12 protein-coding genes are annotated in these 13900 nt (G+C 63.2%); 5 read left to right on the top strand and 7 right to left on the bottom strand.

The annotated features are described in order from the left end of the window. Positions 1-166: 166 nt before the first annotated feature. Positions 167-1495, top strand: a complete 1329-nt coding sequence (gene pssA, locus ACK56M_RS17145; RefSeq protein ID WP_015270750.1) for a CDP-diacylglycerol--serine O-phosphatidyltransferase — start codon at positions 167-169, stop codon at positions 1493-1495. Between the two features lie 335 nt (positions 1496-1830). On the opposite strand, the gene ACK56M_RS17140 is transcribed toward pssA, so the two are convergent. Then, complete coding sequence (locus ACK56M_RS17140; protein WP_015270749.1) at positions 1831-2790, bottom strand: DMT family transporter; 960 nt, start codon at positions 2788-2790, stop codon at positions 1831-1833. Positions 2791-3049: 259 nt separating this feature from the next. Further along, positions 3050-3370, bottom strand: a complete 321-nt coding sequence (locus ACK56M_RS17135; protein WP_100413453.1) for a hypothetical protein — start codon at positions 3368-3370, stop codon at positions 3050-3052. Between the two features lie 334 nt (positions 3371-3704). Here ACK56M_RS17135 and ACK56M_RS17130 point away from each other — a divergent pair, with 334 nt between their 5' ends. Then, on the top strand, positions 3705-4847 hold the full coding sequence (locus ACK56M_RS17130; RefSeq protein WP_411958807.1) for a GGDEF domain-containing protein: 1143 nt from the start codon (positions 3705-3707) through the stop codon (positions 4845-4847). A 220-nt stretch (positions 4848-5067) separates the two neighbouring features. Here the strand turns inward: ACK56M_RS17130 and ppnN are convergent, their stop codons facing one another. Together ppnN and ACK56M_RS17120 are read right to left on the bottom strand one after the other, a co-directional pair. Then, positions 5068-6441 (bottom strand): nucleotide 5'-monophosphate nucleosidase PpnN, encoded by a 1374-nt coding sequence (ppnN, locus tag ACK56M_RS17125; protein ID WP_015270745.1) that lies wholly within the window; start codon positions 6439-6441, stop codon positions 5068-5070. A 212-nt stretch (positions 6442-6653) separates the two neighbouring features. Then, positions 6654-7715: a YeiH family protein gene (locus ACK56M_RS17120; protein ID WP_411958806.1), complete on the bottom strand. Its 1062-nt coding sequence runs from the start codon at positions 7713-7715 to the stop codon at positions 6654-6656. 111 nt (positions 7716-7826) lie between these two features. Between ACK56M_RS17120 and ACK56M_RS17115 the strand changes: the two genes are divergently transcribed. Next, entirely contained in the window at positions 7827-8714 is an 888-nt protein-coding gene (locus ACK56M_RS17115; RefSeq protein ID WP_015270743.1) for a LysR family transcriptional regulator, read from the top strand. Between the two features lie 114 nt (positions 8715-8828). On the opposite strand, the gene pncB is transcribed toward ACK56M_RS17115, so the two are convergent. Together pncB and ACK56M_RS17105 are read right to left on the bottom strand one after the other, a co-directional pair. Beyond that, positions 8829-10028, bottom strand: a complete 1200-nt coding sequence (pncB, locus tag ACK56M_RS17110) for a nicotinate phosphoribosyltransferase (protein WP_054572593.1) — start codon at positions 10026-10028, stop codon at positions 8829-8831. After that, positions 10025-10675, bottom strand: coding sequence for an isochorismatase family protein (locus tag ACK56M_RS17105; RefSeq protein ID WP_411958805.1), 651 nt, complete (start codon positions 10673-10675; stop codon positions 10025-10027). The genes pncB and ACK56M_RS17105 overlap by 4 nt, the downstream gene beginning before the upstream one ends. A gap of 137 nt (positions 10676-10812) precedes the next feature. Here ACK56M_RS17105 and ACK56M_RS17100 point away from each other — a divergent pair, with 137 nt between their 5' ends. Then, positions 10813-11517 (top strand): NUDIX hydrolase, encoded by a 705-nt coding sequence (locus ACK56M_RS17100; protein ID WP_015270740.1) that lies wholly within the window; start codon positions 10813-10815, stop codon positions 11515-11517. A 63-nt stretch (positions 11518-11580) separates the two neighbouring features. On the opposite strand, the gene ACK56M_RS17095 is transcribed toward ACK56M_RS17100, so the two are convergent. Further along, positions 11581-12174 (bottom strand): helix-turn-helix domain-containing protein, encoded by a 594-nt coding sequence (locus ACK56M_RS17095; RefSeq protein ID WP_015270739.1) that lies wholly within the window; start codon positions 12172-12174, stop codon positions 11581-11583. 346 nt (positions 12175-12520) lie between these two features. On the opposite strand from ACK56M_RS17095, the gene glnT reads away from it, so the two are divergent. Beyond that, positions 12521-13855 carry a type III glutamate--ammonia ligase gene (gene glnT / locus ACK56M_RS17090; RefSeq protein ID WP_015270738.1) on the top strand — a complete coding sequence of 445 codons (1335 nt, stop codon included), beginning with the start codon at positions 12521-12523 and terminating at the stop codon, positions 13853-13855. The last annotated feature ends 45 nt before the right edge of the window (positions 13856-13900 follow it).

The raw sequence follows: 13900 nt of genomic DNA, 5'->3' as shown, positions 1-13900 counted from the left end.
TCCCACAGGTTCGGCGCCGCATGTGGATTCGGCGCTGGCTTGTAGGAGCGGCCTTGTGTCGCGATAGGGCTGCAAAGCAGCCCCATGCTATCCGGGGGCTGGACCATTTCAAACTTCCTGTGCAAGCTGATGCACGACAGTGATTGCACACAGAAGGTGATCGTTCTTGAACCCCGAATCCATGCTGGCGGCATTGCCAGGCTACGCCATGTCGGCCGAGTCGATCCAGGTGCTGCCCGATGCCAAGGCCTACCGCGCCTGCCTGCTCGAGCGCATCCGCGCCGCAACCCGGCGTATCGTCATCGTTGCGCTGTACCTGCAGGAAGATGAGGCTGGCCAGGAAGTGCTGGATGCCTTGTACCAGGCCAAGGCCGCGCGGCCCGGGCTGGAAATCACCATCGTGGTCGACTGGTTCCGTGCCCGCCGCGGCCTGTTGGGTGCCGGGCGCCAGCCGGGTAACGCCGCCTGGTACCAGGCCCAGCGCCAGCACCATGGGCTGGATATCGTCATCCATGGCGTGCCTGTGCAGACCCGCGAGCTGTTTGGCGTGTTGCACCTGAAGGGCAGCATCATCGACGACTGCGTGATCTACACCGGCGCCAGCCTGAACAATGTGTACCTGCACCGTTTCGACCGTTACCGCCTGGACCGCTACCACCTGTTCCAGTCACCAGAGCTGGCCGACGCCATGGTCGGGTTGGTGCGTCGCCTGCTGCACCACACCGCCACACCGCGCCTCGACCTGCCGGCGCCACCCTCCACCCGCAGCCTGCGCGGCGACATCCGGCGCTTGCGCGCGCGGCTGCGGCGCATGGCCTATGAGGCACCGGCCAGCGGGGCGGGGCAGGGCCTGCGGGTTATCCCGCTGTTGGGTGTGGGCCGTGGCAACCCGCTGAACCGTGCAGTGTGCGCCTTGCTGGCTGCGGCACGCACGCAGGTCATCATCAGCACGCCGTATTTCAACCCACCCCGGGTGCTGATGCGCGAACTCGACCATGCCCTGGCGCGTGGCGTGCGGGTGGAACTGATCGTTGGAGATCGCACGGCCAACGACTTCTATATCGCCCCCGGCGAGCCGTTCAGCGCCAGCGGCGCGTTGCCCTACCTGTACGAAGACAACCTGCGTGCCTTCACCCGACGTCGCCACGCTGCGATTGCCAGCGGCCAGCTGCAGGTGCGGATCTGGAACGACCCCGGGCATACCTTTCATGCCAAGGGCGTGTGGGTCGACCAACGCTATTCGTTGCTGACCGGTAACAACCTGAATCCGCGCGGCTTCAATCTGGACCTGGAGAACGGACTGCTGATCGATGACCCGCAAGGGCAATGGCTGGGGCCACGGGAAGCAGAGCTGGCCGAGCTGCGCCGGCATGCGCCGAAGATCGGCTCGGCAGAGGAGTTGGGCGCCAAGGCCGAGCACCCCAAGGATGTGCGCAGGTTCCTGCGGCGGCTGCGCTATAGCCGGCTGGAGCCGCTGATCAAGCGGGTGCTCTGAGGGATTTACGCGTTTTTGTGGGAGTGGCCTTGTGTCGCGAAAGGGCCGCAAAGCGGCCCCAGACGTTGGTGTTGCTACCAAAATTGCCGGGGCTGCTCTGCAGCCCTTTCGCGACGCAAGGCCGCTCTCATAGAACTGCACATAACTCATTGAATTAGCAGGGACCCTGTGGGAGCGGCTTTAGCCGCGAACACCGGCGCAGCCGGTGCCATGCACCGCGTTGGATTCTTCGCGGCTAAAGCCGCTCCCACAGGGTACGAGGATCGCTTGCGAATTCAGTTATCTGTGCGACAGCGCAGCCCAAAGGGCTGGGCAATCTTCCACAGTGACCGCAGTCAGGCTGCTGCACCTTTGGCCTCAGCCACCTTTGTTTCCTGTTTGCCCCGCGGCTTGAGCCGCGACACCGCAAACAGCACCACCGCCAACCCGACGACCTGATACAGCGAAATCTCCTCGCTCAGGATCGCCCACGATGCCAGCACCGTCAGCACCGGCCCCAGGTTGCCCACTGCCGCAGTATGGGTCGGCCCCAGGCGCTGTATCGCCAGCGCCACCCAGTAGATCGGCAGCACCGTGGAAAACATCGCCATCAACCCGGCATTGGCCCACACTGCGCCCGGCAACTGCCACAACTGCCCGACCGGTGCCACCACCAGGTAATGCGCCAGCACCATCAGCGAGGACGCAGTACCGCACAGCCCGGCCAGGCGCATCGAGCCCATGCGCTTGAGCATCATTCCGGTGCCGGAGTAATACAGCGCGTAGGTCACTGCACTGGCGAACACCCACAGCGAGCCCAGCACTACCTGCTGGCCAGCCCCGGCCACACTGACGTCGTGGACAAAGGCAATGCCCAGCCCCAGGTAGCACAGGCCCATGGCCGACAAGGTGCGCAGGCTTGGCCGCTCACGCAGGGCGATGGCCTGGAACACCAGCACCAGGGTCGGGTAGGTGAACAGAATCAGCCGCTCCAGCCCGGCGCTGATGTACTGCAGGCCATAGAAGTCGAACAGGCTGGCCAGGTAGTAGCCCAGCAGCCCGAGCAACGCGACACGCAGCCCATCGCCCAGGTTGAGCGGTGCGCTGCCCTGACCACGGCTGGCCCATACCAGCCAGGCGAACATCGGCAGCGACAGCCCCATGCGCAATGCCAGCAGGCTGATGGCGTCCACCGGCCCTGCGGCATAGGCGAGCTTGACGAAGATGGCCTTGAAGCTGAAACCCAGGGCCGCCAGCACGGCGTAAAGGGCGCCGCTTTGCAGTTGGCGCTGGATCAGGCTGCGTAATGCGTTCATGGGGTACCCGCGGCAGAAGAAAGACAGGGTTATTCTGAACTGAAGGCAGCCCCACTAGCAGCGCTTTATCGAGGAATTGGCGATGAACCTGGCCATGCTGCCCGAACAGCCGCCGTGCGCGCCGAGCAGGAGCTGCCGGCGCGTCGGGTGGCCCTGGCGGAAAGCTGGGCCACCCTGGAGCTACGTTTGTGTTTCCGCGACTGGGAGCGCCTGAGCTCACATGGGCGGCAACTGGTGAGCTTTTTGTCCGGGCAACGGCTTACTGCGCCGGGGCCAGGCGAATTCCACTCACCTGCACCTGATCACCGGGCTTGAAGCGGGCATTGGGCGAGCGATAGCGCTGGGTACTGCCGTCGTCATGGCGTACCACGTACGCTGCATCGCTGTGCCCGCTGCCTTGTTGCACGGCGGCGCCGCCAAATGCACCCAGGGCTGCACCGACGATGGCGCCGAACGGGCCACCGAGCGCGGCGCCGACCATCAGGCCGGTGACGCCCCCGGTGCCATAGCCCACCGTGTTGTCGGGGCTTTCCGAAAGCACCTCGTCGGCGCAGGCGGGCAGGGCGATGGACAGGGACATTGCCAGAGGGAGGAGGATATTTCTCATGATGGTTATTTCCGCAAGGCAGGTAGTGGCGAAAGAGAATGGTTCAGCTTTCGTGCCAGCTGGGCAGCCCCTGCAGATGGGCGTGTTGCGCTGGTGCGTTGTCATAACGACAGCGGTTTTTGTGGTGCAAATGACACGCTGATGTCAATATGACATTTCAGCCGCATGGGTTTGGCCAGGGCTGGGCTATCATTTGCAGGCTGGTGGTGCAAGGCTCCTCTGAAAAGTCATCACGAGCGCATACAATCGGGCCTTTTCCTCGTTAACCAGATAGGCCAATCCGTTTATGGCGCTTGATCCATCCACGATGCTGACTATCTCGATCGCCCTGGCTGCCGCGGCTGCGTTGTACCTGGCGATCGAGTGGCGCAGCGTTCGCGAGCCGTCGCTGCTGTTCTGGAGCGCAGGCTTTGCCACCATCACGATTGGCTCCACCCTGGCCTTGCTGCGCGGCATCGGTTTGTTGCTGATCGGTATCTGGTTCGCCAACGGCTTGCTGGTGGTGGCGCACTGGTTCTTCCTGATGGGCGTGTTGCGCTTCACCCAGGTGCGGCTGTCGCGTATCTGGTTATTGGTGGTGCTGGTGTGGTTCGCCTTGCTGCTGTTGCCCGTGGGGCCGCAGTGGTCGAAGGTGATGCTGATGGTCAACTCGTTGCTGGTGGCGCTGTTGACGCTCAAGGCCAGTTGGCTTTTGCGGCCGCATGGCAAGTCGCTGAGTGTTGGTGCCGTGCAGTTGCGCTACGTTTTGCTGGTTCATGGGTTGTTCTATGTGGCCAAGGCGATCATTGCAATTACACCGGGTACGCTGATTGACCTGGCCACCTTCGGTGGGTTGATCATTCAGGTTTCGTTGGTCGAAGGTGCGATGGCGATCATGCTGATTGCCTTGTCGATGACCGGCACCGTGCGCTACCGCCGAGAGGAGCGGATTGCCCGTCTGGCAGCCCGTGACCCGTTGACGGCGCTGTACAACCGGCGCGCACTGGAGGTTCGGGCGGGGCCTTTCTTCAAGGCAGTGGATTCAACGCAGCCCGGGGCCTTGCTACTGATCGACATCGACAACTTCAAGCTGGTCAACGACCTGCACGGGCATGTTGCAGGGGACCGCTTGCTGATTGCCCTGAGCGAGATGATTCGCACGGTGCTGCCCGAGCGCTCGCTGGCGGCGCGGCTGGGCGGTGATGAGTTCGTCATTCTGCTGTGTGGTGCGAGCAGCGAGCGGGTCATGGAGCTGGGTGGACTGCTGCGCGAGCAGTTTCAGCAGTATGCAAGCAAGACGGTGCCTACGCCGCAGCCGGTCACCTTGAGCATCGGCGCCAACCTGTTCGACCAACCGCCGACGAGCCTGGCGGCCTTGATCGAACAGGGGGATGTCGCCTTGTACCAGTCCAAGCGCGGTGGGCGCGACAGCATCCGCTTCGTCGAACGACCGATGGCCGACCTCAGTTAGTAGCAGTTTTGCCTTTGCGTCTGCCTTTGCTTTTTGCTTTTGCTTCTAAGCGCGCGATAGTTCAGGCGCCGCCGATTGCGACTTAAGGGACCCGCCGTAAGGGCGGAAAGGTGACTTGGCGCCACCATCGCGAATGAATGCCTACTCGATGTGAATGCCCACATCCAAAAAGCCAAATAGCTGCAGGCCCCGTCCATGGGGCCTCAGCAAGAATGGCGAATCAGGTCACCACCTGATAGCACGGTACATACGCCGCGCCGCCCGGCAGCTTCATCCGGTGCTGGTCGACGAACGCCTGCAACAGCCGGCCCAGTGGGTCCAGCACGGCGCTGTCGCCACGGATCTGATACGGCCCGTGTTCCTCGATCAGGCGGATGCCCTTGTCCTTCACGTTGCCGGCGACAATTCCGGAAAACGCCCGGCGCAGGTTGGCGGCCAGTTCGTGGGCTGGCAGCTCGCGGCGCAGGTCGAGGTCGGCCATGGCCTGGTGGGTCGGGTCGAACGGGCGCTGGAAGCTCTCCTCGATCTTCAGCAGCCAGTTGAAATGGAAGGCATCGTTGCGCTCGCGGCGGAACTGCTTCACCGCCTTGAGCCCTTCGACCATGTATCGGGCAACTTCCGCCGGGTCATCGATGATGATCTCGTACAAGCGATGCGCCGCCTCACCCAGGGTGGCGCCGACGAATGCGTGCAGCTGTTGCAGGTACGGCTCGGCGCTGCGCGGCCCGGTGAGTACCACCGGGAACGGCAGCTCCTGGTTGTCCGGGTGCATGAGGATGCCCAGCAGGTAGAGGAACTCCTCGGCCGTGCCGGCACCGCCCGGGAAGATGATGATGCCGTGGCCGACACGGACGAAGGCTTCCAGGCGCTTCTCGATGTCCGGCAGGATCACCAGTTCGTTGACGATCGGGTTGGGTGCTTCGGCGGCGATGATGCCGGGCTCGGTCAGGCCCAGGTAGCGGCTGCCGTGCATGCGTTGCTTGGCGTGGGCAATGGTGGCGCCCTTCATCGGGCCCTTCATCACACCCGGGCCGCATCCAGTGCACACGTCCAGCTTGCGCAGGCCCAGCTCGTGGCCGACCTTCTTGGTGTACTGGTATTCCTCGCTGCTGATCGAATGGCCACCCCAGCACACCACCATCTTCGGCTCCACGCCCGGCCGCAGGGTGCGAGCGTTGCGCAGCAGGTGGAACACGTAATCAGTGATGCCCTGGGAGCTTTCCAGGTCGATGCGCTGGCTGGCCAGCTCGCTTTCGGTGTAGACGATGTCGCGCAGGGCGCTGAACAGCATTTCACGGGTGCTGGCTATCATTTCGCCATCGACGAAAGCGTCTGCCGGGGCATTCAGCAGCTCCAGGCGCACGCCGCGGTCCTGTTGATGAATGCGCACCTCGAAGTCCTGATAGGCCTCGAGGATGGTCTTGGCATTGTCGACATGGGCGCCGGTGTTGAGGATGGCCAGGGCGCACTGGCGGAACAGGGTGTAAAGGCTACCGGTACCGACTTCACTCAGTTGCTGCACTTCACGTTGTGACAGCGTCTCCAGGCTGCCTTTGGGGCTGACGGATGCATTGATGACATGGCGTTGAGGCATCTAAGTCTTTCCTGTGCGGGTAAAACATCCTTCTTTGACAACACCATACCGAGAAATGTGGGCGGCAACGAGGGGGGGCAACAAAAACCTCATCAGACCGAGCTGCCTGCTTCGCGGGTAAACCCGCTCCCACAGGTACGGCGCAGGTTCTGAAAGCAGCGCAATACCTGTGGGAGCGGGTTTACCCGCGAAGCAGGCGGCTCGGTCTCAAGTCATCCCAACAGCTTCTGCACACCAAGGGTAATCGCCACGCCACCAAACACCAGCCAGAGGTTGAGAATCGCCCCGGTTGCCAGCGCCCGCGGCCCGGCCTGGCGAATCTGGCTGAGGCGTGTCTCCATCCCCAACGCGGTCATGGCCATGGTCAGGGCAAAGGTATCCAGGCTGTTGACCGCCTGCGTCACGCTACCCGGCAACACCTGCAGCGAGTTCACCAGTACCAGCGCGAGGAAGCCGAAGGCGAACCAGGGCATGGCGATGCGCCCGTTGCCCTGTGCCTGGCCCGGCTGGCGCGCGCGGCTGATCCAGAGGCCCACCACCAGCAGCACCGGTACCAGCAGCATCACACGGGTCATCTTGACGATGGTGGCGATATGCGTGGCCTCGGGGCTGACGTTGCTGGCGGCACCGACCACCTGGGCCACCTCGTGAATGGTGCCACCCAGGAACAGCCCGGCGCCCATGGTATCCAGGTGCAGCCAGCCGGCATTGATCGCCAATGGGTAGAGGAACATCGACAGGGTGCCGAACAGCACCACGCTACCAACCGCCATGGCGCTTTTATGCGGTGCGCTGCGCAGGGCCGACTCGAAGGCCAGAACCGCAGCGGCGCCGCAGATGGCGCTGCCTGCGGCGGTCAGCAAGGCGGTATCGCGGTCCAGCTTGAACAGCTTCATGCCGCACCACAGGCCGATCAGCAGGGTGCTGGACACCACCAGCAACGACACGATGAGCCCGGACCAGCCGACTTCGGCTATTTCCTGCAGGCTCACCCGCAGGCCGAAGAAGGCCACGGCAATGCGCAGCAGGCCGCGGGCGGAAAAGTTGATACCCGCCGCCCAGCTGGCGGGAACGCCGTCACGCAGTGCATTGCCGTAAAGCGCACCGGCGACGATACCGACGATCAGCGGGCTGATACCCAGGTTGGCGATGGCGGGCAGGGCGGCCAACTGGGTGACCGCAAGCGCGAACAGCGCGACGAACAGAATGCCATTGAGCCGCGCTCGGGTAGAAAGGGTAGGTGCAAAGGCGGGGTTGGACGGAGCCGTGGCCATGTGAGTCCTCCGGAAAGGTGTTTCGACATGGACTACGTTAGTCTGGTTATAAGCTTATAAAAAATCGTAATTTAGGATGGCAAATATCCGTTTAGCTGATATTTTTCCTTCATGACCCCAGAACAACTGATAACGTTCGCCACCGTCGCCGAGCACGGCAACATCAGCCATGCGGCCCAAGCCCTGCACTTGTCGCAGCCGGCGGTGTCTGGCCAGCTCAAACTGCTGCAGGAGGCCTTTGGCGAGCCGCTGTATCAGCGCGCCGGCCGTGGTGTGCGGCTTACAGCAGCTGGCGAGCAATTGCTGGCCCATGCCGAGCGCCTGCGTGAAACCTTCCGTCAGGCCCAGGCACTACGCGAGGCCATGCGCGGGCTGGAGCGCGGTACCTTGCGCATCGGCGCCAGTACCACGCCGGCCAGCTACCTGCTGCCTTACCTGATTGCCGATTTCCATGCCCGCTACCCGGAGGTGTTGGTGAGCACTTCCAATGGCAATACGGCAGAAATCGTCGCTGCGCTGGACAGCGTCGATATCGCCCTGATCGAAGGGCCGCCTGGGCAGGAGCTGCCATTGGGCACGGCGGTGACGGCGTGGCGGGAAGACGAGATCGTGGCCATCGTGCCACGTGGTCATCCGCTGGCCGGCAGTGATCGGCAGACACTGGCGTCGCTGGGGGCTTACCCGTTGGTGCTGCGCGAGAGCGGCTCGGGTGTGCGACAGATCGTCGAGCGGGCATTTGCCCGCAGCGGCGTGGCGATGCGCGTGGCGCTGGAAATTGCTGGCGTGGAAGGGGTGAAGGAGGCAGTGCGAGCCGGGATGGGGATTGGCTTTGTGTCGGCGATGTCGATCCGACATGAGGACGGGGCGTTGCAGCGGTTGCAGGTTGTGCCGCAGGCGTTGGTGCGGCGGTTTTCCATTCTGGTGCCGCATGCAGCCACCCCGTCGCGGGCTGCGGCGCGGTTTCTGGAGTTGTGTGTTGGTCTGCAAGAGGTGGGGTGATTGTGCTGGCCTTTTCGCGGGCTTGCCCGCTCCCACAGGTTTCTCACGGTTCTTGAATGCGGTGCGGTACCTGTGGGAGCGGGCGAGCCCGCGAAGAGGCCTGCACAGGCAACCTCAATCCACCTGAAAGACATGCTTCAGATAGGCCACGAAGTTCTCATCCCGGCACTGTGTCTTGCCTGGGCTGTCGGAAATCTTGGCCACTGGTGCCCCATTGCAGGCCGTCATCTTGATCACGATATTCATCGGCTCCACGCCCGGGATATCGCAGGTCAGCCTGGTACCAATGCCAAAGCTCACATTGATCCGCTCATGCAACGCCCGGTACAACCCCAGCGCCTTGGCAAGGTCCAGCCCGTCGGAAAAGATCAGGGTCTTGCTCTTCGGGTCGATCCCCAGCCGCTCATAGTGGGCAATGGCCTTTTCCGCCCAGGCCAGCGGATCGCCTGAATCGTGCCGCAGGCCATCGAACAGCTTGGCGAAGTACAGGTCGAAGTCGCGCAGGAACGCGTCCATGGTAATGCAGTCGGTCAGGGCGACGCCCAGCAGCCCCCGGTACTCCCGCACCCAGCATTCCAGCGCGGCAGCCTGGCTGTCGACCAGGCGCGGGCCGAGTTGCTGGTGAGCCATGAACCACTCGTGGGCCATGGTGCCGATCGGCTTGAGCTGGTATTCGCGGGCCAGGTGCACGTTGCTGGTACCGACAAAGCGGCCCGGGAAGTCACGCTTCAGAATGTGCACCACCTCTTCTTGCACCCGGTAGGAGAAGCGCCGCCGGGTGCCGAAGTCGGCCAGTTGGAAACCGGCCAGTTCTTCGGCGCTGGCCTCGGCCTTCAGCCAGTCGAGGTTCTGATACAGGCGCTCGCGGACCTGCTCGATCACCACCTCGCGATAACGGTAGCGGTTGCGCACCTCGCTGATGATCGCCAGCAGCGGGATCTCGTAGAGAATCACGTGCAACCACGGCCCGCGCACGCGAATCGCCAGTTGCCCGGCATCATCCAGACCCACCTGCACATAGCGCAGGTTGAAGCGGAACAGGCTGAGAAAACGGATGAAATCCGGTTTGATGAACGGGATCTTCTCCAGGTAGGCGAGCTGGTCATGCGTGACGCTGACATCGGCCAGTTGCTCTACCTGGTAACGGATTTCCGCCAGGTAAGGTGCGAGGTTCTCGCCGTTACGGCAGCGGAATTCCCATTCCACCTCGGCGTTGGGGTAGTTGTGCAGCACCGCCTGCATCATGGTGATCTTGTAGAAGTCGGTGTCCAGCAGGTTCTGGATGATGCGTGGGCCGAAAACGCTGTCGCTCATGGGCGGTCTTCCTTGATCAGAGAGAGCTGGTGGTCGAGCGCGGCTTCGTCGCCGCAGAGGATCACGCCCTCGGCGGCCAAGGCGCCACATGCTTCGATGGCGCCTGCCTGGGTGAGGGCGCGGCAGGCCGGCAGGTACAACAGCACCTGGAAACCGGCCTGGCGCAATTGGCGCGCAGTGGTCCTGACGCAATAGTCCAGGGCCAGGCCACCGACGATCACCGCGCCCATCTGCTGCACCTTGAGGTACTCGATCACCCCGGTGGAGCGGCGTTCGGCCAGGTCGTGGTAGCAGGCGCCGTAGGGGTGCAGGTCGGGCTCGACGCCTTTCCATACGAAATAGTCATAGTCGATGGGGGCCGGCAGGCCGGGCAGCAACTCGAAGCCGGGTGTGCCGGGCACGCAGTGGCTGACCCAGGTCAGGTCGGCGTTGGCCAGCTGCAGGGGCTGCAGCATGTGCGCGGGGTCGGCGACTACCCAGGCGGCGTTGGCCGGGTGGGCGTCCTTGCTGCCCAGGCGCAGGTCGGCGCGCAAGGCCATGGTATTAAGATCTACCGCGATTTCATGGCCTTCGGGAACCGGCAGCTCTTGCGGCACGTTGCTGGTGAAGCCGTTCTGGGCGTCGACATCGAAACTGGCGATCTTCATGGCGGTTCTCCTCGCTGGAATGGATACATAATTCACTTGGTGTATTAAGTGTGTCAAGCAACTTTTGAGACGGGCTTTCTGCTTGCCTTACTTAGATGCTCTGGTGGATTATGGTGAGCTGAACAAGGAGTCGCCCCGTGAGTACAGTCGAAGTCCTGGCCAGCGTCGATATCGTCGCCCTGCGCATGGCCCCCGAAGCTCAGCATCTGCAGGTGCTGTTGCACCGTCGTGAGCGTGAACCGCATGCCGGCCAGTGGGCCTTGCCCGGGGTGATCGTCAATGGCCGCACCCCCGACACCAGCCTGGAAGCTGCTGCCGAGCGTGCACTGCGCGAGAAAACCCAGGTTGTACCGTGCTACATGGAACAGGTAGGTACCGAGGGCAATGCCTTTCGCGACCCGCGTGGATGGTCACTCAGCACCTATTACCTGGCTTTGCTCGAACCCGGGCAGGCCGTCGAGGGCGAGCACCTGGCATTTTTCGACTTGGACAGCGTATTGGCGCGCAAGGTGCTGTTGCCCTTTGATCACAACCTGTTGGTGGAGCGCGCCCGTGAGCGGCTGGCGGCGAAGACGGTGTACAGCAGCCTGCCGCTGTATCTGCTGGCGGAGAAATTCACTGTGCTGGATGCGCTAGGCGCGGTGCAGGCGTGCCTGGGGCAGGCGGTGAACAACACCTCGCTGCGCAAACGCCTGGAGCGCTTGCGCGAGCTGGGGTGGGTGAGGGACACCGGGGAGAAGAACCAGCCCAGGCTGGGCCGGCCGCAGCAGTTGTATCAGTACACGCCACAGGGGGAGCGGGCGTTCATGTTCGATCGCAGTCTGCTGCCTGAGGGCGCTTAGTCGCCTGCATCAGTGTGCGCAGCGGTTGGCATCCTGTTCTCCGCGGGTGCCTGGCGCGCCGCGTCACTCGTCGCTGTAGTTCATGATCGACAACAGGCGGATGGGCACTTGCACCAACTGCTCGGGGCCGTGCGGGGTCTCGCCGTCGAAGGTCAGGCTGTCACCGGCCTGCATGTGATAGAGCTGGTTGCCGTGCCGGTACACCAGTTCACCCTCCAGCAAGTGGAGGAACTCGGTGCCGGGGTGGGCGAAGGTCGGGAACTCTTCGCTGGCGTCGTCCATGGTCACCATGTACGCCTCGAAATTCTTCTTCGGCCCCCTGGCGTGATTGAGCAAATGGTAGGTGTGGCCTTTCTCGGTACCGCGGCGCACCACCTCCAGCCCTTCACCGGCTTTCACCAACAAGGCATTGCCGTCGGGCTGGTCATATTGGCTGAACAGCTTGGCCATCGGCATGCCCAGCACGTCGCACAGGCGGCTGAGAGTGTCGAGGCTGGTGGACACCTGGGCGTTCTCGATCTTGCTGAGCATGCCTTGGCTGATGCCAGCGATGCGCGCCACGTCGGCGAGCTTGAGGGACTGGGCCTGGCGCTGGCGCTTGATCTGCAGGCCCAGATACTGCTCCAGGCGAAGGCGCGGTTCGGTTTCGGTTGGCATCGAATGTCCTGCACGGTTTCAGTTCAAGAATAAAGTTTTCGCACTGGGAAAGTGCGAAATACAGCTACGGTGGCTGCATCTTTCCTCGGGTGAAAACAAGTTTCCCATAAATGGAGCATGGAAATCTGCTTGGGTTTTGTGCTGCCCGTACCGGCCTCTTCGCGGGCACGCCCGCTCCCACAGGGCTCTGCGGCGAACTCTGTGGGAGCGGGCGTGCCCGCGAAGAGGCCCGAACAGGCAACACAAGGTTGCACTCTGAACAAAGTTGGCAAGCCCATTGCATTCCTGTGAGGAAAGTAAGTTTCTCATGCGGAATCATTGCCCCTTGCCCAGGAGTGTTCAACCCATGTTGCCAGCAGAAACCCAGCGCACCCTTGATCAGCACGGCATCAAATACGTGCTGGCACAGTTCGTCGATATCCATGGCTCGGCGAAGACCAAATCGGTGCCGGTCTCGGGCCTGAAGATGGTGGCCGAGGAGGGCGCCGGCTTTGCCGGGTTCGCCATCTGCGGTATGGGCATGGAGCCGCACGGCCCCGACTTCATGGCCCGCGGCGACCTTTCCACCTTGATCCCGGTACCGTGGCAGCCCGGCTACGGCCGGGTGGTGTGCGTAGGCCACGTGAACGGCCAACCCTGGCCCTACGACAGCCGTTATGTGTTGCAGCAGCAGGTGCAGCGCCTGGCCGACAAGGGCTGGACCCTGAACACCGGCCTGGAACCCGAATTCAGCCTGTTCCGCCGCGACGAGGATGGCAAGCTGCAACTGGTGGATGCCTCCGACAACCTCGACAAGCCGTGCTACGACTACAAGGGCCTGTCGCGTTCGCGGCTGTTCCTCGAGCGCCTGACCGAGGCCTTGCAGCCGGTGGGCTTCGACATCTACCAGATCGACCACGAGGACGCCAACGGCCAGTTCGAGATCAACTACACCTACAGCGACGCCATGGAGTCGGCTGACCGCTTCACCTTCTTCCGCATGGCCGCCGGCGAGATCGCCAACGACCTGGGCATGATCTGCTCGTTCATGCCCAAGCCCGACCCCAAGCGCGCTGGCAATGGCATGCACTTCCACCTGTCGCTGGCCAGCAGTACCAACAAGAACCTGTTCCATGACCCGTCCGACAGCAGCGGCATGGGCCTGTCGAAGCTGGCCTACCACTTTGCTGCAGGCCTGCTGGCCCATGGCCCGGCGCTGTGCGCCTTCGCCGCGCCCACGGTCAACTCGTACAAGCGCCTGGTGGTCGGCCGCTCGCTTTCCGGCGCCACCTGGGCCCCGGCGTTTGTCGCCTACGGCGCCAACAACCGCTCGGCGATGGTGCGCATCCCCTATGGTCGCCTGGAGTTCCGCCTGCCGGACGCTGGCTGCAACCCGTACCTGGTCACCGCCGCGATCATCGCCGCCGGCCTCGATGGCATCGACCGCCAACTGGAGCCGGGTGAGATGTGCAACGAGAACCTCTACAACCTGAGCCTGGAAGAGATTGCCGCACGTGGCATCAAGACCTTGCCGCAGTCGTTGAAGGAAGCCGCCGACGCCCTGGAGGCCGACCCGCTGTTCCGCGAAGTGCTGGGCGCCGAGATCGTCGACGAGTTCATCAAGCTCAAGCGCATGGAGTGGGTGGAATACTGCCGCCACGTCTCCGACTGGGAAATCCAGCGTTACACCGAATTCTTCTGAGCGCCCCCAATCCCTTGGGCAGCCAGCACGAAAGCGGTCGCCCAC

The organism is Pseudomonas sp. s4 (genome assembly GCF_046764235.1).
GTDB classification, from domain to species: Bacteria; Pseudomonadota; Gammaproteobacteria; order Pseudomonadales; family Pseudomonadaceae; genus Aquipseudomonas; species Aquipseudomonas asiatica.
Note: the sequence above shows the minus strand (reverse complement) of the source record. Positions and strands in the feature narration are given on the sequence as shown.